This window comes from Bacillus sp. RC51, assembly GCF_044908115.1.
Taxonomy (GTDB): domain Bacteria; phylum Bacillota; class Bacilli; order Bacillales; family Bacillaceae_G; genus Bacillus_A; species Bacillus_A mycoides.
In genome coordinates this window covers 1-23,482 of record NZ_JBIYCW010000011.1, presented here as the reverse complement: position 1 = coordinate 23,482, position 23,482 = coordinate 1, and the positions used below count along the sequence as shown (strand labels likewise).

Here is a 23,482-nt window from a genome sequence, read left to right as displayed (position 1 = left end):
TCCCCCTTATAATTTTGGTTTCTTTAAAGAATAAGCGATGTTTTGTACAAGCAAAACACCATCTTGAACTCCTTCAATAATGACCTCGGTTCCTTGTGAAATATCTTTTTTTCCAATTGTTTTCGCTGGTATTGCATTACTTCCAAATTGGGATGAGATTAATACTTCTCCAAATCCTTCTGTAGGAATTGTCGTAATGACTTCCCCCTTGCAACCAATGAATTCATCCATACGTTGCACAGTATTTTGTTCCGCTTCTGCAATTGGTTTTAAAATTAGTATTTTCATTATGAAAACACCGATAAAAGATATAGCAAATGAGGACCCGAAAATAACGAGACTATTATAAGAATATAAATATTCTCCTATATAACTAAGTCCACATAACATGGCGAAAAAACTAAGTAGCAACGTTACAACGGATACAGATCCTCCACCAAAGCTAAATATTGATTCAAATATATCTCCAAAGAAGATATAAATGACAGTAAGTATAGTTGCAATTATAAATCCGTATAAATAAATTGTTTCAAGTGGATAACCAAACAAGACCATTTCTTATCCCCCTTTCTTAAACAATCCCTTTTTTGTTATGTGTATGCCCCACCTCTTTCAAAAAATATTAATCTTAATTTTCAGTTATTTAATTTTTAAAGAAAAACCTGTAAGACAGGTCTCTAAAAAAGAACAGGAGAAACCTATTGTGACAGGCTCCTCCTAGTAAATAACCGATATATTGTATATCTATATAATATACTGTTTTCCACAAAAAGTAAAGTTAAACATACATTGGAAAAGCACTTATTTTACTGATAATGCGTACGTTCCATCGCCATTATCATATTTATATACATACAAGTAATACTTACCTGGTTTTGCATTAAATTTTGCTTCTATATGATTTCCATTAGCTTGACCGTAAGCTGCGTAATTTTGCATATCTGATTCATGGTGAAGTACCCATGTCATCCCGATTCCATACTCATTTAAAACAGAAATATCGATATCTTTCGCTGATGCGACATTAAATGTATAAACATCGGTATGATCCCCACCGATAAGGCTACCTTTTATAGTAGTGTTTAACCCAATACGATTTGCTTCCTCTGAACGATTATTTGGTTCAGATTCTGTTAAACTCCCATCTTTAATCGTAACAGTTGTTTCATTTCTGCTCTCTTTACCTTTATCATCTTTTACTCTTAACGCTACTTTATAAGTTCCTTCTCTTTCATATGCATGTACTGGATTAACTTCTGTACTTGTACTTCCATCCCCGAAGTCCCATAAATAAGAAACGATTTTTCCATCTTCATCGTTTGACCCATCACTTTTGAATTGAATTCCTTCTTTTACAAGCCCGTTATAAGGTCCGTTTACATTAACCGTCGGAGCTTTATTTTCTCCGTCATCTTTTGCGATACCGTGGAAGACTACATCATATTCAAATTGATTAGAGCTATTCACACGGTAATTGACGAAATATGCTGTAACCGTTTTGTAGCCACTCCATTCTTTTTGCGTCAATTGTTCTAAAGCCTCATTTACTCTTTTACTCATTGCTTTCCAGTCTTCTGACTCACCTTTTGTTACACTACCTGTAAATGTGCCTTCTAATGTAAATGTATTAAAGAATTGAGATGTATGCTTTGTCATTTTTGTATCTTTCATAGACAACGTTTCACTAATTTCTTTCTTCACTTCTGTTAGTGCTTTTGGTGCATGTTCAGCTAAATAATCATCTGCTACTTCCGGCACATTGTACTTATCTTGATTATCAATTAACTGCTGCATATACTCTTGATACTCTTTATTTAACTTAGAATCTTTACTTAAAGTCTCACGATACGTATCATAATTTCCCACATCATTCGCACGAATTAAATCTTGAATTTTATCAAACGTTTCAAATTGATGAGTATATAAGTAAGACTGCAATGCGAACGAGTAGTTATAGAAATCCCAAGAACCATATTTAGCAAATAGTGTACGCTCTGCTGTATAACGACTTGCAGGATCAGATGATAATCCACTAATGATGCTCTTTCTTGGTACAACGTTATTTGTACGAGTAGATCCTGCGAAAAATTCTGCATTCCCTTCTTGGAACCAAGTTAATCTTTCATTTTGATACATATCTCCTCTTCCAAATAAACCGGGAACTTCATATCTCCCTTGAAGATAATGAGTAAACTCATGACGGAATAACTCTTCTAAACTATAAATACTTTGCTCTGGCGTACGCTCATATGTAAAGAATGTCCCTGTCTCTTCAATATAAATTCCACCGTTGTTTGTTTCATATCCATACAATTGTCTATTTAACTGGTATTCGTCTGGAGTGTTATAGATTACTATCGTTAATACGTCGTCTGCATTACCTTGTTCTAAAGCTTTGTCATTTCCGATCACACGGTGATATTGCGCTTTTACTTCCTTCGCAGCCCAATATAATCTCTTGATTTTTTCTTCTGACACTTTATCCCCAGTTTTAAATACAATAGATCCATCATCGAATGTATACGTTTTTGGTAAGTATTGCTCTTTTCCTTCTTTACGTATCTTCTCTAAATCTACCGTATTCCCGCTATAATCTTTCCCATTATAGTTTGTTGTAATTTGTTCTACTGCAACAAAATACGGCTCACTTAAACGTGGGTACATATGCATTGCCTGTGTAACAACCTCTAATCCTTTATTTGGATTACTATGAAACTTACCTAAACGACTAGCAAAATAAATTCCATTATTAACGAGCCATTTATTCTCTGGCGTTACTTCATTTAGAAGAGCAATACGATTTATTTCATTAATAAACCCATCTACTTTTCCATACCACATCGTTTCATTCGCTTCTTTACGAGCCTCATTTAAGTAAGATTGTATATCATAATCAATGCCTTGCATCATATCGTATACAGCTTGTCCTTTCATACGATCGTCTACATATGCATTAAAATTATCATTATATTGTTTTAAAATATTCGATGCGTATTGCACCGTTTCAACATCACTTGATGCATTACTAATTAATTTTCCATATGCAGATACGACTGTATCTTGCTCATTTGTTCCAAGCTTAAAGTTGGGATTTTTCGCAATAGCTTTTAACGCTGGTAAACATTTGTCCTGGAAGCTTCTTTCATTTAAGTCGCTTAATTCATTATTATAAAATGCAAGATAAAAAGCTGAACGTAACACCTCAGTAAACGTTTGAATTCCTTTTGAATCATCTTTCGTAAATGTACTACCTCTATGAGCTAATTCGTCTATAATTACTTGCATTTTTCCGTTATCTTTATAAAAGGCTTTTGCATCTTCATTAAACTGGAATAAGTCTGTAATTTGGTGCCACTTAATACTGCCTAACGTTTCAATTAATTCTTGATCATTCATTTTGTTTAAATCAGCCATTGAATAGCTTTCTTTAGCTTGCTTTACTGCCGAGTTCTTCGTAATAGATGCTGGTCGCTGTGAAAAATCTCCTACTTTTAAACGTTCTTGAAATGATAATGTTTCCTCAGCTTTAGAAGCGTGTCCGATCTCATCTACTGGTTTTTCAATTCCAACTGGTTTCGAATGCAATACATTATACGGTACCTTTTCTTCTGCTGATACATTCGTTTGAATTGCTCCGAGCGATAGCGCCATTGTACTAATACTAAGCAACACTTTATTGATCTTTGATTGCTTGTTCATATTATTGCCCCCTATTTATATATTCCATTCAAGAAATTAACATATTATCTGGATGAAATGATATAAAATGCAATATTTCATATTATTTCTTCATACATTTTGAACATATAGTGAACGAAAGGGACTTACAGTTGCCACTACAGTTGCTCCATTATTTAAGCAATCGAAACATCCTCGTATTAATATCCTTCCCCTATTCAAAAAGCCCTTATCATAAGCATATTTCAACATGAAATTGTTATAATAAGGGCTTCTCAAAAACTTATATAATTATTTTATATAATAATAAGATAAAACGTTATTTATTTCTTAAATAATCTCTTTCTAAATACAAACATACTTAATGCTGAAAGAACAAGTGCTAATCCAGAAAGTAAGGTCGGTGTGTTAGCTTGACCACCAGTTGCTGCTAAAGACTTCTGATTTTCCTCTTGCTTATTAGCATGTTGTTTATTTGAATCTTTTTCTTTCGCACTCTCTTGTCCTACCACTTTTACTGGACCAACTTGATTATTCCCTTTTGGCTCTTGATCCAATCCAGTTGCTGATTCTTTTACCTCTTCTTTTGTACCTGCAACTTCTTTCGCCGGCTCTTTTACTTCTTCTTTTGTTTCTTCAACTTCTTTTATCGGCTCTTTTACTTCTTCTTTTGTTTCTTCAATTTCTTTTACCGGCTCTTTTACTTCTTCTTTTGTTTCTTCAATTTCTTTTACCGGCTCTTTTACTTCTTCTTTTGTTTCTTCAACTTCTTTTACTTCTTCTTTTGTTTCTTCAATTTCTTTTACCGGCTCTTTTACTTCTTCTTTTGTTTCTTCAACTTCTTTTATCGGCTCTTTTACTTCTTCTTTTATTTCTTCAACTTCTTTTACCGGCTCTTTTACTTCTTCTTTTATTTCTTCAACTTCTTTTGTTGGTTCTGTCACTTCTTCTTTTTCAACTATATTCTGGATAACTGTTCCATTAAAGCTTATACTAGTTTCATCCGAATCTAAATCAAATTTATATACCTTTTCACCTGGAGTACTCCATTTCATTACTCCGTTATTAAACGTTCCACCCTCACTTGTTAGTTTAATATTCTCAATAGTTTCTCCTTCTAAGTCATATACCGGAACTTGAATTTCTTCATTTACTTTCGCTTCATTTAAAATGATTTTTTGTCTTCCGGCATCAATTGAAAACCATTGACCTAATTGTATTAACGGCCTTACATCACGAATCTCATTTCCAGCTAATTTTAAACTTAGTAGGTCTAACATTGAACCAAGAACTGATACATCTTTAATATGATTATCCGCAAGGTTTAACCACTGTAAATTTTCCAGTGAAGATAACGGCGTTATATCTTCAATTTTATTATGAGATACATTCACGTCTTTCAATTGTTTCAAGTTTGAAATGAACTCAATATTTTTCAACCCTACTCCTTCTAAAGTGAGGTTTTCTAAGTTCGTCATGTATTCTAAACCAGTTAGATCTTTTATCTCTTTTCCTTTTTCTTTAAGTATCTCTAATGTTTTAATCTGTAATAAATCTTCTTTTGTTATAGGGGCATTTAGATTCTCTCTACCAAAATTCTTTTTATTAATATGTTGTTGTAAATTTTTATCAAGAATTACATTTTTATTTTCTGTTTGTTTTTCAACTATACTTTGTATAACCGTCCCATTAAATCTTATTTTACTTTCAGCAGGATTCGTATCTAGTTTAAATTCATATATTTTTTCTCCAGGACTATTCCATTTTATAAATCCGTTACTCAGCGTAGCCCCCTCACTTTTCAATTTAATATTTTGAAGTGGCTCTCCTTTAAAATTGTATACTGGAATTTTTATTTCTTCATCTACGCTTGCTTCATCTAAAAAGATTTTTTGTCTTTGAATATCTATTGAAGTTCGCTTACCCAATTCCTCAACAGACTTTATGTCAGAAATTTCATTCGCTCCAAGATTTATCTCATGTAAATTTGTTAAATTACTCAGTGGCGATATATCAGAGATATAATTCTCTTCTAAATTCAATACTTGTATTTTTACTAATTTAGATAATGATGATATATCTTTTATTTCACTATCAGCAATTTCTAGTTCAATAAGATTACTCATTTTACTAATAGGCTCAACATCACTAATTTTATTATTTCCTATCCATAATAGATTCACATTCTTTAACTTCTCAATACCCGAAAGATTACTAATTTGATTATTTGCTAAGTATACTTCTTCTAACGATAACACTGTAAATAATGGTGTAAGATCCTTTATATTATTACCAATTAAATCTAATATTTTAATCTTTTTCATTTGACTTAACGGTGTAAGATCTGCAATTTTGTTATCTCTTAAAAAGAGCATGTCAAGATTCTCTAGCTTAGAAACGGGTTGAATGCTTTCAATTGGATTAGAGGATAAATCTAAATATTTCAAATGTCTCAATCCCGAGATAACAGATATGTCTGTTACATTAGACTCTCTTAATGTCAACTTCTCTAAGTTTGTCATATATTCTAAACCAGCTATTTCATTTATCCCCTCACCTGAGTATATGGATAATGTTTTAATTTGTAATAAATCTTCCTTCGTTATAGGTTCATTTATATTTTTTCTCTCTAAATTATTTTTATTAATATGCTGTTGTAATTTCTTATCAACTATTACATTTGCACTTTCATCTTGTTGATCCACTTTATCCTCTTTATTTTCCTTTTGTTCTTCTGGAACATTGCCTTCTAAACTCAATGTATTTACTTCAAATTGCACTTGATACTTATTATCATAGGCCATTGTTGGAATATAAATATGCATTTGCATATTATACCTCTTTCCTAATTCCCCTACTTCAAACTGAATCACTTTCGTTCCATTTTTCTTTTTATCTTCTGATATTACTTTTACATCATGAAACACACCAGGAGTATGAATATCTTCTGTTTTCAAGTATTTGAAGAAATCACTATCACTTAACGTTGCCGTTACAATTTTCTTCCCATTCTCAATTGTTAATTTCGGATTTTTTATATAAACAGCTGCCATAGACTCTTCATTCGTTTTATCTTTATACGCTTTAATAACAGCATCATATGTACCATCTTCTAAAGCATATCCCGTTTTATTAGCCTCAATTGCTACCGCTGCTAAAGCAGGTGTTGAATACGCAGCAAACGGTAGCGATAACGCCGCAGCGATAATCATCGCATTTATATGTTTTCTTTTAGTTTTTTTCAACTTTACATCTCCTCCAAAATATATAAATCGAAATGTAATCATTTCTCGAATAAATGATAATGATTTTCATTATCATTGTCAACTAAAAAAATAAAAAGTTTACAAAAAAATAACCCCTTTACAAGGGGTTATGCCATTTTTTCTCCTGATTCTTCTTTAAAAAAGCTTTTCATCGCATGGAATACATCTGCTTTTTGCTTTAAAATATAATATCTGAAATTCTCGTCTTTAATATTTTTATATGCTGACATAAGCGTACTGTGGCGGTTGTACTGATTCACTTCCCCATACCCAAACATATTACACTTCTTCATCAACTCTTCCACAAGCTTTACGCATCTAGCATTATCCGAAGTTAAATTATCACCGTCTGAAAAATGGAATGGATAAATATTATAACGGTCTGGTGAATATTTATTATCGATTAACTCAAGTGCTTTTTTGTATACAGAAGAACAGATCGTTCCGCCACTTTCCCCTTTTGAGAAAAACTCTTCTTCTGTGACGACCTTTGCTTCCGTATGGTGAGCAATAAACTCAATGTCTACGGTTTCATACTTTGTGCGTAAAAATCTTGTCATCCAGAAAAAGAAGCTACGTGCCATATACTTCTCCCATATCCCCATCGATCCACTCGTATCCATCATCGCTAATACAACGGCTTTTGAATCTGGCTTTAACACTTCATTCCAAGTACGGAACTTTAAATCTTCTTGGTGAATTGGATGGAAAGATGCTTTACCACGCATTGCATTTCGTTTATATGCAGATATCATCGTCCGTTTCTTATCAATATTTCCCCATAATCCTGTTTTTCTAATATCATTAAATTCAATATGTTCAATCCGGTTTTCATCCATTTCTTTTCTCTTTAAATTAGGCAGCTCTAACTCTTTGAAAAACGCTTGCTCCAATTCTAAAATTGAGACTTCTGCTTCATAATAATCTTCTCCAGCTGCATCTCCTGCCCCTTGCCCTTTTCCTGGTCCCTTCTGCTTTTGACCACCGGATCCATCTCTTGCAACAACATCACCAACTTTGCTGTCACCGTTTCCTTGCCCAACGTGTTTGTTTTTATCATAATTGTATCTAATCTTATATTCATCTAAAGAACGAATCGGTATTTTCACAACATCCTTGCCATTAGACATAACTATACTTTCTTCTGTTACAAGGTCTGGTAAATTATTTTTGATTGCCTCCTGCACTTTTTCTTGATGGCGTTGTTGGTCGTCATATCCTTTGCGATGGAGGGACCAGTTTTCCTGTGAAATCGTATAATTTGGTTGGTTTTCTTCGCCCATTCCTTTCCCTCCTTACTGTAATTGTCTTCCTCTATGAACAGCAATCTATAAATTTTGTTCTGTAATATGCCAAGCTAGAATATTTGAAAGGTAACTGTCCATCGAAAATCATCCCATAAACATATATAGCGTTTTTCATACAATACTCCGAGCATCCTAAACAAAATTTTGCCACTCACATACTAGGAAGAAATATTCAGCCGTTGATAAGAAAGAAACACAATGCATTGTTGCACACATTTTCACTTTGCAACATATTGTATTGTGTTGGCTTTTTTCGTATGAATGGTTGGTTACTCTATCATATGCATATTGTAAAAATAATTGACAATAAATTCATGAAATTGCATCTTAATTTATTATATTCGGACAAGGTATGACACTTTTTACAAGTATCAATAGATAACAAAACGCCGTCCCAAGAACAAGAGACAGCGTTTTGTTATCAAACTATCGATTTAACAAACTACCTACATATCGTAACAATTCATTCGCAGATGAAGAATTATATCCATGCTCATCAATTAAGCGTGCAACAACATCATTAATTTTCTTAAGCTGATTTTCATCTGGCGTTTTCGTTGATGTTGTAATTTTCACTATATCTTTTAAATCAGCAAATAGTTTTTTCTGAATCGCTTCACGAAGACGTTCATGTGAATTATAATCAAAGCGCTTTCCTTTACGGGCATAAGCAGAAATTCGAATTAAAATTTCTTCACGGAATGCTTTCTTAGCATTTTCTGAAATTCCAATTTGCTCTTCAATCGAACGCATAAGTTTTTCATCTGGGCTCATTTCTTCACCTGTTAAAGGATCACGTAATTTTGATTTATTGCAGTACGCTTCGACGTTATCTAAGTAATTATCCATAAGTGTCTTAGCTGATTCTTCGTATGAATAAACAAACGCTTTTTGTACTTCTTTCTTAGCAATTTCATCGTATTCTTTTCTCGCTAATGAGATGAAATTCATATAGCGCTCTCGATCTTCATTACTAATTGATGGATGCTGATCCAACCCGTCTTTTAGCGATCTAAGTACATCTAGTGCATTAATAGATGGTACCTCTTTTCGAATAATTGTAGAAGAAATTCGGTTAATGACATAACGAGGATCAATCCCCTTCATACCTTCATCTTGATATTCGCGTTGCAATTCTTCTACATCAATCGCATTATATCCTTCTACCGTTTCTCCATCATATAAACGCATCTTTTTAATTGAATCAATATCCGGACGCTTCGGATCTTTTAAACGAGTTAAAATAGTGAACATTGCCGCAACGCGAAGTGTATGCGGTGCAATATGAACATTAGACACATCACTTTCACGAATCATTTTTTCATAAATATGTTCTTCTTCACTAACCCGTAAATTATATGGAACCGGCATTACAATAATTCGTGAATGCAATGCTTCATTTTTCTTATTTGCTATGAAGGAACGATACTCCGTTTCATTTGTATGCGCTACAATTAATTCATCTGCTGAAATAAGCGCAAATCTTCCTGCTTTAAAATTCCCTTCTTGTGTAAGCGATAGTAAATGCCATAAAAATTTCTCATCACATTTTAACATCTCTTGGAATTCCATCATGCCGCGGTTCGCCTTATTTAATTCTCCATCAAATCGATATGCACGAGGATCTGATTCCGAACCGTATTCTGCAATTGTAGAAAAGTCTAGACTACCTGTTAAATCGGCAATATCTTGTGATTTTGGATCAGAAGGACTAAATGTACCAATTCCTGTACGGCGATCTTCAGAGAAGAAAATACGCTCTACAACTACATCCTCAATTCTTGATCCATATTCTTGCTCTAAACGCATAACATTTAATGGTGATAAATTCCCTTCAATCCTTACTCCATATTCATCAAAGAAATCATTCCGTAAATGCTGTGGAATTAAATGAAGTGGATCTTCATGCATTGGGCATCCTTTTATTGCAAAAATCGCTCCACGATCTGTTCGTGAATATGTTTCTAATCCTCGTTTCAACATCGTAACTAATGTTGATTTCCCCCCACTAACAGGCCCCATTAATAACAAAATACGTTTCCTAACATCTAATCGTTTTGCAGATGGATGAAAATATTCTTCCACAAGGCGTTCTAAAGCATCCTCTAATCCAAATAGCTGATTACTAAAGAAGTTATATTTTCTTCTACCATCAACTTCTTCAATTCCAGCATCTTTTATCATATTGTAAATGCGAGAGTGTGCTGTTTGAGCCACCCATGGTCTTTCTTTCACAAGCTCCAAATACTCCGCAAACGTACCTTCCCATTGTAAACGTTCTTCTGCTTCCCGATATTGTTCAATTTTCTTTAAAATATCCATTATAGCTCCTCCCCCATCTCCTTGTTCAATCGGATTATTATAAAAGGTATGCTAGGATGTCCTTAAACATTCTTTAAATCAAAACGAAATATATAATAGCGCTATAAAATTCTCTCCAAAATTCAAAGAAAATTCTGTATAATAAAGGTATTAAAGTTTTCACGCTGCTATTCATTGTAAATAAATTCTTTTCTTCTAGGAACCTTACATACATTTCGATTCACAAATAGGATTCGTAAACCGAAAAAGTAAGGAGGAAATTAGTATGAAGTTATTATTAATTTTAGGTGTATCGCTCACATTTCTTACAGCTATTTTCACATCTGGTTATAACGATAAACCAGGTACACAAAAAAAGTGATGTGCTTTTCAGCACATCACTTTTTTTCTTGTTTTTTATACACTATTTAAAATAAATATTTTCCACATCGTATATCGATAAAGGGCGATTATAAAAATAACCTTGCGCTATTTTTACATTTTTCTCCTTTAAAAACTGTATTTGTTCCGCCTTTTCTACTCCTTCTGCAATTACATTTAACCCTAGAGTATGTGCTAAATTAATAATTGCAGCCGTAATATTCGTATCTCTTTCATCTTTATATATACCTTCCATAAAAGAACGATCAATTTTTAACGTATCAATCGGATATGTTTTTAAATAACTTAAAGATGAATATCCCGTTCCAAAGTCATCTAAATGAATCTTTAAATTTTGTTCCTTTAACTGCAATAACACTCTTTTTGATACATCTTTATGTATAAGAGCCCCTTCTGTAACTTCTATTGCTAATAAATGAGGGGGAACGTTGTACTTATTTAAAGCACGTGTAATCATCTCTATTAATGTAATAGAGCGAAAATGTTTAGCTGAAATATTAACTGCGATTGGTACAACCACATATCCTTTATTTAACCATTCACGTATCTGTTCACAAACTTGATGTACTACCCATTCATCAAGTTTAATAATAAACCCTGTTCTTTCAGCAAGTGGGATAAATTGATTGGGCGAGACAAAACCTAGCTCCTTATTCTCCCACCTTATTAAGGCTTCCATACTGGCTATCTTCCCCGTTTCAATATTGATTTGAGGTTGATAATATAGGGAAAATTCATTTTTTTCTATAGCACGATGTAACTGATTTTCTATTATAAATCTTTGTTCACGTTCACAATCTAATCCACTACAATAAAAATGATAATACCCTTTTCCTTTTTCCTTTGCATTTTCCAAAGCTGCGTCGACTCTTTGGAAAAGTATTTTTTCATCCATTCCATCTTCTGGGGCCATTACAATCCCAATTGATGCACTCAAATAAACATCCTCTTCTTCTATTACAAAATGCCCACTAATTTTTTTTAATATTGTTTGTGCAACTTCCTCTACGTATTCTCTCGTTATATTTTCTATTAACATAACAAATTGATCATCATGTTCTCTAAATAAATGCATATCTTCTATTTTTAGGTCCCGTAAGCATTCAGTAACTTTTTTTAAGACTTGATCCCCTTCTTTATGACCAAATGTATCATTAATAAGGTGAAATTCATCCAAATCTATAAAAACCAATGCGAATTCTTTATTCTCAGCTAAAAATTCATTTAGCTTATTTGTACATGATATTCTATTCATTAACCCCGTTAACTGATCAAAGTAAGCCAAATATTCTGTTTTCATCTCATTTAATACTTGCTTCGTAACATCCCTCGTAACAATGTACACCCCGACGATTTCACTATTCACAATAATGGGGATTGTCCTCACGGAAATATAAAGTTCATATCCTTCTTTATGAATATATTTCTTTGCAACAATTTGTTTTGCTCTTCCCTGTAAAGCATTTTTAAATATAATTTGAAAAGTTTTTTCATATTCTTTATTTATAAACTGAAAAATAAATTGGTCCTTTAACTCTTCATATCGATACCCAAAAATTTCATAAGTCGCTGGATTTGCATATGTAATTCTTCCCATAGAGTCTACAGATATAATGGAATCATTATTATATTCTAGTAATGACTTAAATAACATTTGTTTTTCTTCTATTTCCACTTTTTTCTTAACCTGTGCTGTAATATCTCTAGTAATACAAATAATAAACTGACATGTTCCATTTACATCGCATACTGGATTAAGTGAAGATTCATAATGTATATCACCAGTTGGCAAACTAATTACATCACAAAATGTAATTGCTCTCGCTTCTCTCATTACTTTTGCATATTGTCCTTGCAATAACCTTGCCGTATCTTCTGGTAATACTTCTGCAAAAGTTTTCCCATAACATTCTTTCCCTAGCCTGGCGTGATTCATTCCTATTTTATTCACATAAATATATTTAAAAGTTTCATCATCAATAACTTTCACAATAAACACTAAATCTTGAATAGCATGTAACAATCCCTGTCTTACTAAATCCATATCTATCATACTTAAAAAGGTATTTTGATTATTATATTGTTCCTTCATATTTATCTCAACCCGTCTTATCTATTTTTATTCATATATCTCATTCTATATGAATATGTACCTTTTTTAAAATGTATGATTACATATTTTTTTAAAAAATAAAAAAGCCGCCAAATGGCGACTTTTAATAAACGATTTCTAAATCTAATCCTGGATAATTTTGTTGACGGAACGCTTCATAAATTAAAATTGCTGCTGTATTAGATAAATTTAATGAACGTACTTTATCCGTCATTGGAATACGTAAACAATGATCGAAGTTTTCTTCAATTACATTAGCTGGTAATCCATTTGTTTCTCTTCCAAATACGAAATAGTAATCCTTCTCACGTTTGCTATAATCAAATGCTGTATGAGCTTTCTCGCCATACTTTGTTAAATAAAAGAATTCACCATCTTTATTTTTCTCATAAAATTCTTCGATTGAATCATAATACGTAACTTTTACGTGCTGCCAATAATCTAATCCTGCACGCTTTAACATTTTGTCATCCGTTGAAAATCCAAGCGGTCTAATCAAATGCAATTCTGTTCCAGTTGCTGCACAAGTACGTGCAATATTTCCTGTATTTGCTGGAATTTCTGGTTGATATAAAACAACATGTACTCCCACGCGATATTCACCTCTATTTTTTATCTACTACGTATTATACCACTTGAACGAAAAATCTCTACCCATTAATAATATGAAAGAATTTATATTTCATTTGTGGTGTATATTTACTAGAATCTTCATAGTTCCAATAACGCCTGCGGCTATTCGCTGAATGTGCATTTACAAGCGGCATACCATCAGCGTCTTTTGCTACTACAATTGTCGTATGATTCCACCTACCATCATCCTCAAAATCATACGCAATTACATCGCCAAGAATAAGGTCTTCTGGCCTTTCTACTGCTTCTGCTCGAAGCCCTGTTGTAGCACCTGACAAATACCAATAAAAAGAGTGTGCTACAGCCCAGCTCCAACTCCACTGGTTTCCCCTTTGCCACCACCCTTTACGAATGTTAGGATGTCCATTCATTGGTACTTCTCCAGTGTGCAGACATTGTGAAATGAAATTTGTACAATTATCCGGAAAATTACGGTATGCAGAATTACGATCATCCCACCAACGCTCTGCATATTTCACTGCCTCTAAACGATTATATTGATATGAACCGTATTTTTCTTTCGTGACTTCCCGTTCTAACGTTTCACCTATTCCTATTTCTTCTGACACTTCAAGAGCATAATCATCTATTATACAACTATTTTTTAAATAAACTCGTCGTTTTAATTGTTCCTCTTCGATATAAAATAATTCTTTATGCTTAATTAAATATTTCAAGTGTATTTGATAATCAATTTCTTGATGCTCATTACTATTTAATTGTCTAATGAAAGAAATATCTGCAGTTGCTTTCACTATATGTGCACTACGCTTTTGAAACAATTGTTTCTTTCTCTGTACCATTTGTAACAAATCTACTGCAATACCATCTACATCTGTTCGTTTCTCTGTTATATATGCTAAAAACTGTTGCACTTGCTTTTCAATATTCGCTTTTACAACCATTTCGTCTCCCTCCCATATTACAATATGAAAAAGGGAGATATTATCTACTCTTTTTTCTGTGCTAACAATTCAAGTCCACGATTCATTTCATGAAGAACCTCTTCATCTTTCTCACGTTCCATCGCTTTTTCAATCGCTTCTCCTACTCCATCTCCACCAATTTTCCCAAGTGCCCATGCTGCTGTTCCTCGAAGTACTGGTCTTGGATCATCTTTCATAACACCGATTAAATCAGGAATTGCTGCTGTTTCTTTAAAATGTGCAAGTGCTAAAATAGCATTTCGTTGCAATGGTTTTTTACCTCTCCATGAACCAGACATAATTCCATACTTCTCTTTAAAATCACGATTACTAATTGTTAAAAGTGGTGTTAATAACGGTTTAACTAACTCAGGGTCAGGCTCCATTTCAGGATGGTTATGAAAATCCATTCCTTTATTTTTCGGACAAACAGTCTGACACGTATCACATCCATATATACGGTTTCCTATTTTATCGCGATATTCTTCAGGCAGAAACCCTTTTGTCTGTGTTAAAAATGCAATACATTTCTTCGAGTCCAACTGCCCCCCTTGTACTAAAGCACCTGTAGGACAAATATCAATACATTTCGTACAACTTCCACATTGATCTTCTATTGGCCGATCAGGAGGGAATGGAACATTCGTAATCATTTCTCCTAAGTATACATACGAACCAAATTCCGGCGTAATAATAGCGCAGTTCTTACCACTCCATCCAATACCGGCACGCTCTGAAACAGCTCGATCACTTAGCTCCCCTGTATCAACCATTGATTTCACTTCTATATCCGGCAGCTTTTCGATTAAATACGCCTCTAACTTTTGCAAACGATCTCGTAGAACAAGGTGATAATCTTGGCCCCAAGAAGCACGGCAAAAAATCCCACGTCGTTCCCCTCGTTTACTTAATGGTGCATTTTTTAATTTTGAAGGGTATGCTAAAGCAATCGCAATAATTGATTTCGCACCAGGTAACAATAGCTGTGGATTCGTTCTCTTCTCTATATCAGGCTCTTCGAATCCAGACTGATAATTCAATTGTTGTTGCTGGATTAGACGCTGCTTTAATTCCTCAAATGGTGAAGCACTGGCAAAACCTATTTTATCTATACCAATCGTTTTACTATACGCAATTACATCTTGCTTTAATTGTTCAAAGTCCATTTTCAATCGCCTCCACCGATGAATTCATCCCTTATGTAACGACTATATTGGTTATCAATTCACTTTTGGAATAATATTCTTCACTTCTATTTTCGCATACAATTATGATTTTCAAACATTAAAAAACGCAATGCTTCGTTTATCTTAGAAACGAAACACTGCGTTGATCACAATTTATTAGAAAAACATTAAATAAAATTTGGAGCGGGTGAAGAGAATCGAACTCTCGACCAGAGCTTGGAAGGCTCTTGTTTTACCACTAAACTACACCCGCAAATATGAAAAAAATATAAGATATTGAAATAACTTATGTAAAGTAGTATAGCATGTAAAAAAAATCGAAGCAAGAAATTTATCGAAAAAAGTCGAAAAAGTGATGAGATACCTCATCACTTTTTCAATTCTTTATCAATCGCCTTCTTCATACTATCGAAATCAGGGTTTGCAAGATTCCCATTTATATATACTGAAGGAGCACCTTGAACTTTTAATTTTTGAGCACGATCTGAATCTTTACGTACTTTGTCTTTCATTTCTTTACTGTGTAAATCTTTTTTAAACTGTTCTACATTAATTTTCGGAAGCTTTTCTTTCACAATATTAAGAAGTAATTCTTCTGTAATCCATTCTTCCGTATCTTTCTTTTGATTTTGATAAATCTCATCATAGAAAATCCAGAATGAATCTTGATCTTGTTTATAAATTGCTTCACCAGCAGCTGCACCTAAATCAGAGTCTTTTCCGATAAACGGGAAGTTAATAAAATATAACTGCACTTTACCTTTATCAATATACTCTTCTTTTAATCGTGGTAATACTGTTACATCCCAAGTACGACAAGCTGGACATTTAAAGTCTCCAAATTCAACTACCTTAACTGGAGCATCATCTTTCCCTAAAGATTGTTGCGTAGAATAAGCAAACATCTCATTCCCTTTATCTTTCTTGTCATTTATGATGCTATACACAATCGTCCCGATTACAATCAATACTGCGATAGAAAAAACTATACCAAGAGCCATGAGTTTGTTTGATGATTTCATATACATTCCTCTTTAATTTCATATTCTGTATACATCATTGTACACAATACACATAATATCAATACTTACATAGGTCACGCAATGAACACGCTCACATAAATTACAAAAATACAACGTTTGTGACAATATTGTGTCGCCTTTTGTCACAAATTATTAAAAAAGAAGCTCCTATGTAGGAACTTCTTTTAACTTACTGCTTTTTCACGGGCATTTTTTAACATGGATTGCTCTGTTTTTATATCATGGCGAATTACTAATTTCTCACTAACTGCTTGCACATATTCATCATGATTTATATACCCTTCTTTCTCCATTAGCCTTAAAACTACATTCCGTCTCTCAACTGCTTTATCATAATTTTGTGCAGGTGAGTAATAAGCCGGTGCTTTTACTATAGCAGCCATCATTGCACTTTCAGCCAGTGTTAATTGATCCACCTTTTTACCGAAGTAAAGGTTTGCTGCTTTTTCAATCCCCCATGCGCCTTCTCCGTAGTAAATATTACTTACATACAATTTTAATATCTCATCCTTTGTGAATGTACGTTCAATCTTTTTCGTATAAAAAATTTCTTTCCACTTACGGGAAAATGTACGTTCATTAGATAAGAAAGCATTTTTAGATAACTGCTGTGTAATCGTGCTTCCTCCTTGCACAACACCACCAGCTTTTATATTTTCAATAGACGCCCTGATAATCGCTATATAGTCTAAACCGTTATGATGATAAAACCTTTTATCTTCCGTCGCAATAAATGCGTTTGTTAATGATTCTGGCACCTCTAACTTAGCGGGTACATGTAATTTACTAATATCACTTCGCTCAATCATTACATTTCCAGCGAATAATAATGCAAAACTTAACAATAATAATAATATAATGGCTTTATAAAGAAATTTAGTTAATGGATTTAATGCAACTTTTTGATGATAATTCACTCTAGATAATACTCGTTCTTTCATCTCGAACACCTCTTTTCCACACAGCATATAACTCTTAATTTAAGAATACCTTGTTATAAAAGAATATCCCATCGATTTCTCTTACACCTACCTTACAACATTGTAAGGTGTAAAAATGTATTGTATCACAGTCCCTTTTTATCTACTATTCATATGAAATGTTGAATATACATTTGTTTATCACACTATTTATAGGCAGTAGGACTCTCCTTAATTTCACTTTATTCTTTTATTATATCAGTTTATACATTTATACTTTTAAACATCTAGCAATCTAATTATATACGATATATCACCATTGTACAGAACAAACGTTCCGTAAATCAATACTAATCTCGCTATTTGTGAGCAGTAAGTCTTCTCCCTCAAAACTTGGCTAAAGCTAGGAAATTAGGTGGTAGTCCTGCTTCCTCCACCAATTATTAGCCTACACTTTATTATTGTGACCTTTTTCTGAAACAGTATACATAAAGAAAAGGTTAGCAATTTGAGCTGTCCTCAAATAACTAACCTTTTCTTTACAACCTTCCTATAAGATTATATGGCTGAACTTCCCATGTTTCGTATGGAATAAAATGCATTGCTTTCATCGCATCAAGTGTCCTTGATTTCATATGAGGACGCGTTATATACTCATCAATGTTCTCTTCGTTTAAAGCAACAAATTTAGCCTCTTGTATTTCTTCAGGTTGAATTTTTATTTCACCACTAACATATGCTACTTTAAAAACAACAGCTACAATATGCATAGAAGCATTATAATAAATCCCTGTAACTCCGATAGGCTTCACAGTTAATCCTGTTTCCTCCATTATTTCTCTGCAAACAGCTTGATCGAGCGCTTCCCCTTCTTCTACCTGTCCTCCAGGCATTTCCCACGTATCAGCTCGCCAGTGCACTTTCGTTAAAAGCACCTCATTCTTTTCATTTGTTAAATAACCTGCTACGGCTACAATATGCTTTGGTGTTTTATGCTCCACAGAAATACCTCCTAGAAATCCAGTTATTTCATGTACAATCTATAACCATATTCCCTACCTACAACAAAACACCTTTAATAATTCATCATCTTAATTAACTTCACAAAAAAAGACCTATTCGTTAAACGAAAGGATCTTCTGTCTTATTATTCTCCTAAGTCTACGTTGTGGTAAACTTGTTGTACATCTTCTAAATCTATAGATGAATAATTAATATATCAACGTTATTTAATTTTCCATCCCATATTTATACAAAGGGATATTACTTAATTGAGGTATATCATTTTTATCCATTCAAGCTACATATTAATAAATCTAAATATTAATTTGCGCTATGCTGAAACATTTTTTGCGGGTAATTCATTTTCTCTTCCTTTATTATATCTAGTTATTAGAAATCCTTGTATAGGTTTCTCAACACCAAAAGTAATAACTGTTGCTAAAGCTATTGATATTAATATTGGAACAAGGATAAATATCTCATTTATTAAGCCAAATTGTTCTATAAAATCAATAATGATATATCCAATACTTTGATGTATCAAATATAGACTGTAAGATATTGTTCCTAAGAATGTAAATATTCTAGTACCTAAGAAGCTCAATTTATTATTAATTAGTAAATAAAAGACTCCAACGAAACAACAGATTATTAAACCTGACAATACACCATGAAAGCAAAATTGAAACACTAATGCAAAAACAATAATCAAATAGTTGACTATCAATTTACTTTGTTTCAATTGATAAAACATGATACCAACAATGAATAAATTCGAATAATTTATTATACCTAAATCACCAATAATAGGAGTTATAAGGCTATTTACATAAAGTATTTTAATTGTAAATAGCCCCAGCAACCATAAACTTGTAATTAATACAGGTCGTTTAGCTAGTCCCATTGATAACAAGATTACACAAAAGATATAAAAAGTTACTTCTATACCTAAACTCCAATATGAACCATCCACCAAATCAATTCCTGTGCCTGGAATAACCCCTTGAAACATGGTTAAGTTAAACAAATAATCCCTTAAACTAACCCCCATCCCCTCTAAACCCATTAAAACTATAGTCATGAAAGTTAATGTTACTGCTACCAAATAAGCAGGATAAAGTCTAACCGCCCTCTTAAAGATGAAATCTTTTGTATTATTAGTTTTTAAAAGTGTCATGTATATAACAAAACCACTAATCATAAAAAATAAGTGTACCCCATAACTACCGTACTTAAAATTTAATAAATACTCTTCTTTTACGTGACCATAGGATTGATTATAAAAATAAGTGTAATGAAATAGTAGTACAGACAGTGCTGCTAAACCACGTAAAGCATCTAGTTCAGTTAACCTTTTCTCCTTCAAAAAGAACGCCTCCAAACAAATTGCGCTTTATTAAGAACATAAAATATATTATTCCCCATAAATTATTTAACTTCTACACTTTCATTTCGTGGCTAACTAAAGCTAATCCTTTTTGTTATTATATTTACCTTATTTAATTAACTAACCAATTGTATTACTTTATAGTAGTTATAGGTTTTAATTGTTCGGTTGGAGTAGTTCTTAATTTGCAAATCAAAAAGAAATCCCTTATAAATATATTCCAACAACGAAAAAACTCACCTCTTATATGAATGGTTTTCATACAAAAAGTGAGTTTTTATGTGTTTTGTTTCCCAAAATGAAAATGGTAAATTTATCACAGTATTTTTAAGAAATCTTCAAAATGGATATCGTAACCCTAAAAAATACTGTTTATATTTTACGGCTCTTTACCACTTTAAAATACTTACACTTTGATTATATACGTTGATTTAATAAGACTGGCAGACCTTTCCTACAAACAAAGGATCTTCTGTCTTATTATTCCCCTAAGTCTACGTTGTGGTAAACTTGCTGTACATCTTCTAAATCTTCTAATGCATCAACCATTTTTTCAAATTGTACTTGAGCATCTTCAGGAAGTTCTACATCACTTTGTGCAAGCATTGTTAATTCTGCAACTGTAAATTCTTCAACACCAGCACCTTTAAGTGCAGATTGTACTGAATGGAACTGATCAGGTTCAGCATAAACGATAACAGAATCTTCTTCTTCTAGAATGTCACGTGCATCTACATCTGCTTCCATTAAGATTTCAAGAACTTCATCTAATGTTTTACCTTCAAGACCGATAACAGCTGTCGCATCAAACATGTAAGCGACAGAACCGTTTACACCCATGTTACCACTGTTTTTGCTAAATGCAGCTCGTACATCTGCTGCAGTACGGTTTACGTTATTTGTCAGTGTATCTACAATTACCATAGATCCGTTTGGTCCAAAGCCTTCATAACGAAGCTCGTCATAGTTTTCTTCTGAACCGCCTTTTGCCTTTTCAATCGCACGGTCAATAATTGTTCTTGGCACGTTGTATGTTTTCGCACGTTCTAATACAACTCTTAACGTTTGGTTTGATTCTGGATCTGGCTCGCCTTGTTTTGCTGCCACATAAATTTCACGTCCAAATTTCGCGTATATACGGCTTGTATTTGCATCTTTTGATGCTTTTTTTTCTTTAATATTGTTCCATTTACGGCCCATACTTTCCACTCTCTTTCCCATTTTAAATCTACATAAAAATATTAATATGAAATATAATGTGTATTCAACACATTTTTAAAAGAAATATAAAAAGTTCATTTTTGATTCATATTACAGACATAATATAAATCATTATCATTTTGTTCTTTCAACAAGTTATATTATACATGAATTCCTAAGTTTATTACGAATTTTAGAATCACATAGCATAATTTAACAAAAAAGACCCTAACATTTCTGTTAGGGTCTTTTTAGGTGACATTTATATAGAGTGCTACCCTTAAAATCCTTTATTTTAAAGCATTTTAAAAATTTTGAGCTTCTTTAAACATGATAAATTAAAATGAAACGGAGCCAAAATGGAATCATATTAAATAACTGACACCTTTTACTTTCATTTCTCTCCCTTGATTAAATTTATCATATTTCATTTATTACTGTGATGATTTATTTTATTATTTCTCGCTAAACAATAAGAAACAGGGCAAAGCTGCCATGTCCTTTTAAAGATTTGTTATGTAGTATGTTATGAACTATTCATTATTAAACTAAAGCTATTCCTTTTCATCCCTCTATTAATCCCCTAATATTACCATAATTACTTTCTATTGCTGTATAATTAAAATAGGAAAAAATTTGAAGAAAAAGATAGGGGAGAATTATGACACATTCAAATGAGAAAAAAGCGCATGGTCTTAAAGGGATAGGATAGGAGAAAAGCTAAACCCAACTATCTATCAAGTGAGATTCATAAAATTGGATGGTCCAATTCAATTTTAGCCGTTCCCTAAATTAAAGGAATTAGGGGACTGGTTGAGTACTTCAACGCAAATATGGTCGTGTCACTCAACTATGTACAAGTACAACAGAGAAGAGTTTGAAAAGAAGTTTTTCGAAATTACCAGCTGATAATGTGGTAATTTCAACTGGTGGTATCGGATTTAACTTCATGTCACCAGGGTGGAGAGATTCTCTCTAGAGTGCTCGAAAAAATTCTTGTATATGTAATATTCTACTGAAATTTTATCCTTTTAATACTCATAGTTTCTTCCAACTGTATCTAAAGTTCGTCACTTACTCACCGCACACTACCCCAACGCACTATTAGTGCTTATTTTGTAGTGTGAAGAAAACACAAAAAAACTCTACACAATTAGTGTAGAGCCTTAATGTTACGCCGTTCGTGATACCGATGGTCGGGGTCGAACCGACACTCCCGAAGGAACACGATTTTGAGTCGTGCGCGTCTGCCAATTCCGCCACATCGGCATAAAAGAAAGGCGGCAACCGGATTTGAACCGGTGGTAAAGGTTTTGCAGACCTCTGCCTTACCACTTGGCTATGCCGCCATATGAAGTTAAAATGGAGCGGAAGACGGGATTCGAACCCGCGACCCCAACCTTGGCAAGGTTGTATTCTACCACTGAACTACTTCCGCAAAAATGGCTGGGCTAGCTGGATTCGAACCAGCGCATGACGGAGTCAAAGTCCGTTGCCTTACCGCTTGGCTATAGCCCACCGAAGTTTTACTTAATTATATGTAAGTATCCATTAATTTATTTGTAATTTTAAAAAATAAAAATGGGGCGACTGATGGGAATTGAACCCACGAATGCCGGAGCCACAATCCGGTGCGTTAACCACTTCGCCACAACCGCCATGTTGTGTTTATATATTTGGCAGGGGCAGTAGGAATTGAACCCACACTGGAGGTTTTGGAGACCTCAGTTCTACCTTTAAACTATGCCCCTATGTAAAATGGTGGAGGGGGGCAGATTCGAACTGCCGAACCCGAAGGAGCGGATTTACAGTCCGCCGCGTTTAGCCACTTCGCTACCCCTCCGAAACTTACATGGTGCCGGCTAGAGGACTTGAACCCCCAACCTACTGATTACAAGTCAGTTGCTCTACCAATTGAGCTAAGCCGGCATATTTTATTAAAATGGTGGCTCGGGACGGAATCGAACCGCCGACACGAGGATTTTCAGTCCTCTGCTCTACCGACTGAGCTACCGAGCCTTATTAAAATGGCGGTCCCGACCGGGGTCGAACCGGCGATCTCCTGCGTGACAGGCAGGCATGTTAACCACTACACCACGGGACCATTTGGTTGCGGG

General features: G+C 33.6%; 14 protein-coding genes, 11 tRNA genes and 1 pseudogene. 1 reads left to right on the top strand and 25 read right to left on the bottom strand.

The annotated features are described in order from the left end of the window. Positions 1 to 6 precede the first annotated feature (6 nt). The 15 genes from ABH959_RS20205 to ABH959_RS20135 all read right to left on the bottom strand — a co-directional run bounded on the left by ABH959_RS20205 (position 7) and on the right by ABH959_RS20135 (position 21,365). Positions 7 to 555 carry an NfeD family protein gene (locus tag ABH959_RS20205; RefSeq protein ID WP_016121430.1) on the bottom strand — a complete coding sequence of 183 codons (549 nt, stop codon included), beginning with the start codon at positions 553 to 555 and terminating at the stop codon, positions 7 to 9. A gap of 246 nt (positions 556 to 801) precedes the next feature. Then, the gene (gene colA, locus ABH959_RS20200; protein ID WP_061689358.1) at positions 802 to 3,699 is read right to left on the bottom strand and encodes a collagenase ColA; all 2,898 of its coding nucleotides are present in this window, start codon (positions 3,697 to 3,699) and stop codon (positions 802 to 804) included. 302 nt (positions 3,700 to 4,001) lie between these two features. After that, positions 4,002 to 6,923, bottom strand: a complete 2,922-nt coding sequence (locus ABH959_RS20195) for a leucine-rich repeat domain-containing protein (protein WP_404493085.1) — start codon at positions 6,921 to 6,923, stop codon at positions 4,002 to 4,004. Between the two features lie 128 nt (positions 6,924 to 7,051). Then, positions 7,052 to 8,227: a sporulation protein YhbH gene (gene yhbH / locus ABH959_RS20190; protein ID WP_016089393.1), complete on the bottom strand. Its 1,176-nt coding sequence runs from the start codon at positions 8,225 to 8,227 to the stop codon at positions 7,052 to 7,054. Between the two features lie 450 nt (positions 8,228 to 8,677). Continuing rightward, positions 8,678 to 10,573: a PrkA family serine protein kinase gene (locus ABH959_RS20185; RefSeq protein WP_113937853.1), complete on the bottom strand. Its 1,896-nt coding sequence runs from the start codon at positions 10,571 to 10,573 to the stop codon at positions 8,678 to 8,680. A 403-nt stretch (positions 10,574 to 10,976) separates the two neighbouring features. Beyond that, complete coding sequence (locus ABH959_RS20180; RefSeq protein WP_113937852.1) at positions 10,977 to 13,046, bottom strand: sensor domain-containing protein; 2,070 nt, start codon at positions 13,044 to 13,046, stop codon at positions 10,977 to 10,979. Positions 13,047 to 13,170: 124 nt separating this feature from the next. After that, complete coding sequence (gene trmL, locus ABH959_RS20175) at positions 13,171 to 13,659, bottom strand: tRNA (uridine(34)/cytosine(34)/5-carboxymethylaminomethyluridine(34)-2'-O)-methyltransferase TrmL (protein WP_000538149.1); 489 nt, start codon at positions 13,657 to 13,659, stop codon at positions 13,171 to 13,173. Between the two features lie 58 nt (positions 13,660 to 13,717). Further along, positions 13,718 to 14,605, bottom strand: a complete 888-nt coding sequence (locus tag ABH959_RS20170) for an amidase domain-containing protein (RefSeq protein WP_113937851.1) — start codon at positions 14,603 to 14,605, stop codon at positions 13,718 to 13,720. A 44-nt stretch (positions 14,606 to 14,649) separates the two neighbouring features. Continuing rightward, entirely contained in the window at positions 14,650 to 15,792 is a 1,143-nt protein-coding gene (gene queG, locus ABH959_RS20165; protein WP_002115986.1) for a tRNA epoxyqueuosine(34) reductase QueG, read from the bottom strand. A 200-nt stretch (positions 15,793 to 15,992) separates the two neighbouring features. After that, positions 15,993 to 16,066 (bottom strand) — tRNA-Gly (locus ABH959_RS20160). A 115-nt stretch (positions 16,067 to 16,181) separates the two neighbouring features. Further along, positions 16,182 to 16,835, bottom strand: coding sequence for a DsbA family protein (locus ABH959_RS20155; RefSeq protein ID WP_002091101.1), 654 nt, complete (start codon positions 16,833 to 16,835; stop codon positions 16,182 to 16,184). Positions 16,836 to 17,020: 185 nt separating this feature from the next. Then, on the bottom strand, positions 17,021 to 17,797 hold the full coding sequence (locus tag ABH959_RS20150; RefSeq protein ID WP_113937850.1) for a transglycosylase domain-containing protein: 777 nt from the start codon (positions 17,795 to 17,797) through the stop codon (positions 17,021 to 17,023). Between the two features lie 518 nt (positions 17,798 to 18,315). After that, a complete protein-coding gene (locus ABH959_RS20145) occupies positions 18,316 to 18,777 on the bottom strand; it encodes an NUDIX hydrolase (protein ID WP_002063701.1) in 462 nt (153 codons plus the stop codon). A gap of 332 nt (positions 18,778 to 19,109) precedes the next feature. Continuing rightward, positions 19,110 to 20,144: an acyltransferase family protein gene (locus tag ABH959_RS20140; RefSeq protein ID WP_181777948.1), complete on the bottom strand. Its 1,035-nt coding sequence runs from the start codon at positions 20,142 to 20,144 to the stop codon at positions 19,110 to 19,112. Between the two features lie 501 nt (positions 20,145 to 20,645). After that, entirely contained in the window at positions 20,646 to 21,365 is a 720-nt protein-coding gene (locus ABH959_RS20135; RefSeq protein ID WP_002091105.1) for a YebC/PmpR family DNA-binding transcriptional regulator, read from the bottom strand. 661 nt (positions 21,366 to 22,026) lie between these two features. On the opposite strand from ABH959_RS20135, the pseudogene ABH959_RS20130 reads away from it, so the two are divergent. Further along, positions 22,027 to 22,344: pseudogene (locus tag ABH959_RS20130) on the top strand (DUF3884 family protein). Positions 22,345 to 22,552: 208 nt separating this feature from the next. Here ABH959_RS20130 and ABH959_RS20125 read toward each other — a convergent pair. The 10 genes from ABH959_RS20125 to ABH959_RS20080 form a co-directional block, all read right to left on the bottom strand. Then, positions 22,553 to 22,634, bottom strand: a tRNA-Leu gene (locus ABH959_RS20125). Positions 22,635 to 22,643: 9 nt separating this feature from the next. After that, positions 22,644 to 22,714, bottom strand: a tRNA-Cys gene (locus ABH959_RS20120). A gap of 14 nt (positions 22,715 to 22,728) precedes the next feature. Next, positions 22,729 to 22,803: transfer RNA gene (locus ABH959_RS20115), tRNA-Gly, on the bottom strand. A 5-nt stretch (positions 22,804 to 22,808) separates the two neighbouring features. Then, a tRNA-Gln gene (locus ABH959_RS20110) sits at positions 22,809 to 22,883 on the bottom strand. A 64-nt stretch (positions 22,884 to 22,947) separates the two neighbouring features. Further along, a tRNA-His gene (locus ABH959_RS20105) sits at positions 22,948 to 23,023 on the bottom strand. A gap of 19 nt (positions 23,024 to 23,042) precedes the next feature. Continuing rightward, positions 23,043 to 23,116: transfer RNA gene (locus ABH959_RS20100), tRNA-Trp, on the bottom strand. Positions 23,117 to 23,124: 8 nt separating this feature from the next. Next, a tRNA-Tyr gene (locus tag ABH959_RS20095) sits at positions 23,125 to 23,208 on the bottom strand. A 10-nt stretch (positions 23,209 to 23,218) separates the two neighbouring features. After that, positions 23,219 to 23,294: transfer RNA gene (locus ABH959_RS20090), tRNA-Thr, on the bottom strand. 14 nt (positions 23,295 to 23,308) lie between these two features. Next, a tRNA-Phe gene (locus ABH959_RS20085) sits at positions 23,309 to 23,384 on the bottom strand. 9 nt (positions 23,385 to 23,393) lie between these two features. Then, a tRNA-Asp gene (locus ABH959_RS20080) sits at positions 23,394 to 23,469 on the bottom strand. Positions 23,470 to 23,482 lie beyond the last annotated feature (13 nt).

Excerpts from the sequence above, each read along its gene's own strand:
- ABH959_RS20205 (WP_016121430.1), bottom strand. The coding sequence starts at position 555 with ATGGTCTTGTTTGGTTATCCACTTGAAACAATTTATTTATACGGATTT.
- colA (WP_061689358.1), bottom strand. The coding sequence starts at position 3,699 with ATGAACAAGCAATCAAAGATCAATAAAGTGTTGCTTAGTATTAGTACA.
- yhbH (WP_016089393.1), bottom strand. The coding sequence starts at position 8,227 with ATGGGCGAAGAAAACCAACCAAATTATACGATTTCACAGGAAAACTGG.
- ABH959_RS20185 (WP_113937853.1), bottom strand. The coding sequence starts at position 10,573 with ATGGATATTTTAAAGAAAATTGAACAATATCGGGAAGCAGAAGAACGT.
- ABH959_RS20180 (WP_113937852.1), bottom strand. The coding sequence starts at position 13,046 with ATGAAGGAACAATATAATAATCAAAATACCTTTTTAAGTATGATAGAT.
- ABH959_RS20170 (WP_113937851.1), bottom strand. The coding sequence starts at position 14,605 with ATGGTTGTAAAAGCGAATATTGAAAAGCAAGTGCAACAGTTTTTAGCA.
- queG (WP_002115986.1), bottom strand. The coding sequence starts at position 15,792 with ATGGACTTTGAACAATTAAAGCAAGATGTAATTGCGTATAGTAAAACG.
- ABH959_RS20155 (WP_002091101.1), bottom strand. The coding sequence starts at position 16,835 with ATGAAATCATCAAACAAACTCATGGCTCTTGGTATAGTTTTTTCTATC.
- ABH959_RS20150 (WP_113937850.1), bottom strand. The coding sequence starts at position 17,797 with ATGAAAGAACGAGTATTATCTAGAGTGAATTATCATCAAAAAGTTGCA.
- ABH959_RS20135 (WP_002091105.1), bottom strand. The coding sequence starts at position 21,365 with ATGGGCCGTAAATGGAACAATATTAAAGAAAAAAAAGCATCAAAAGAT.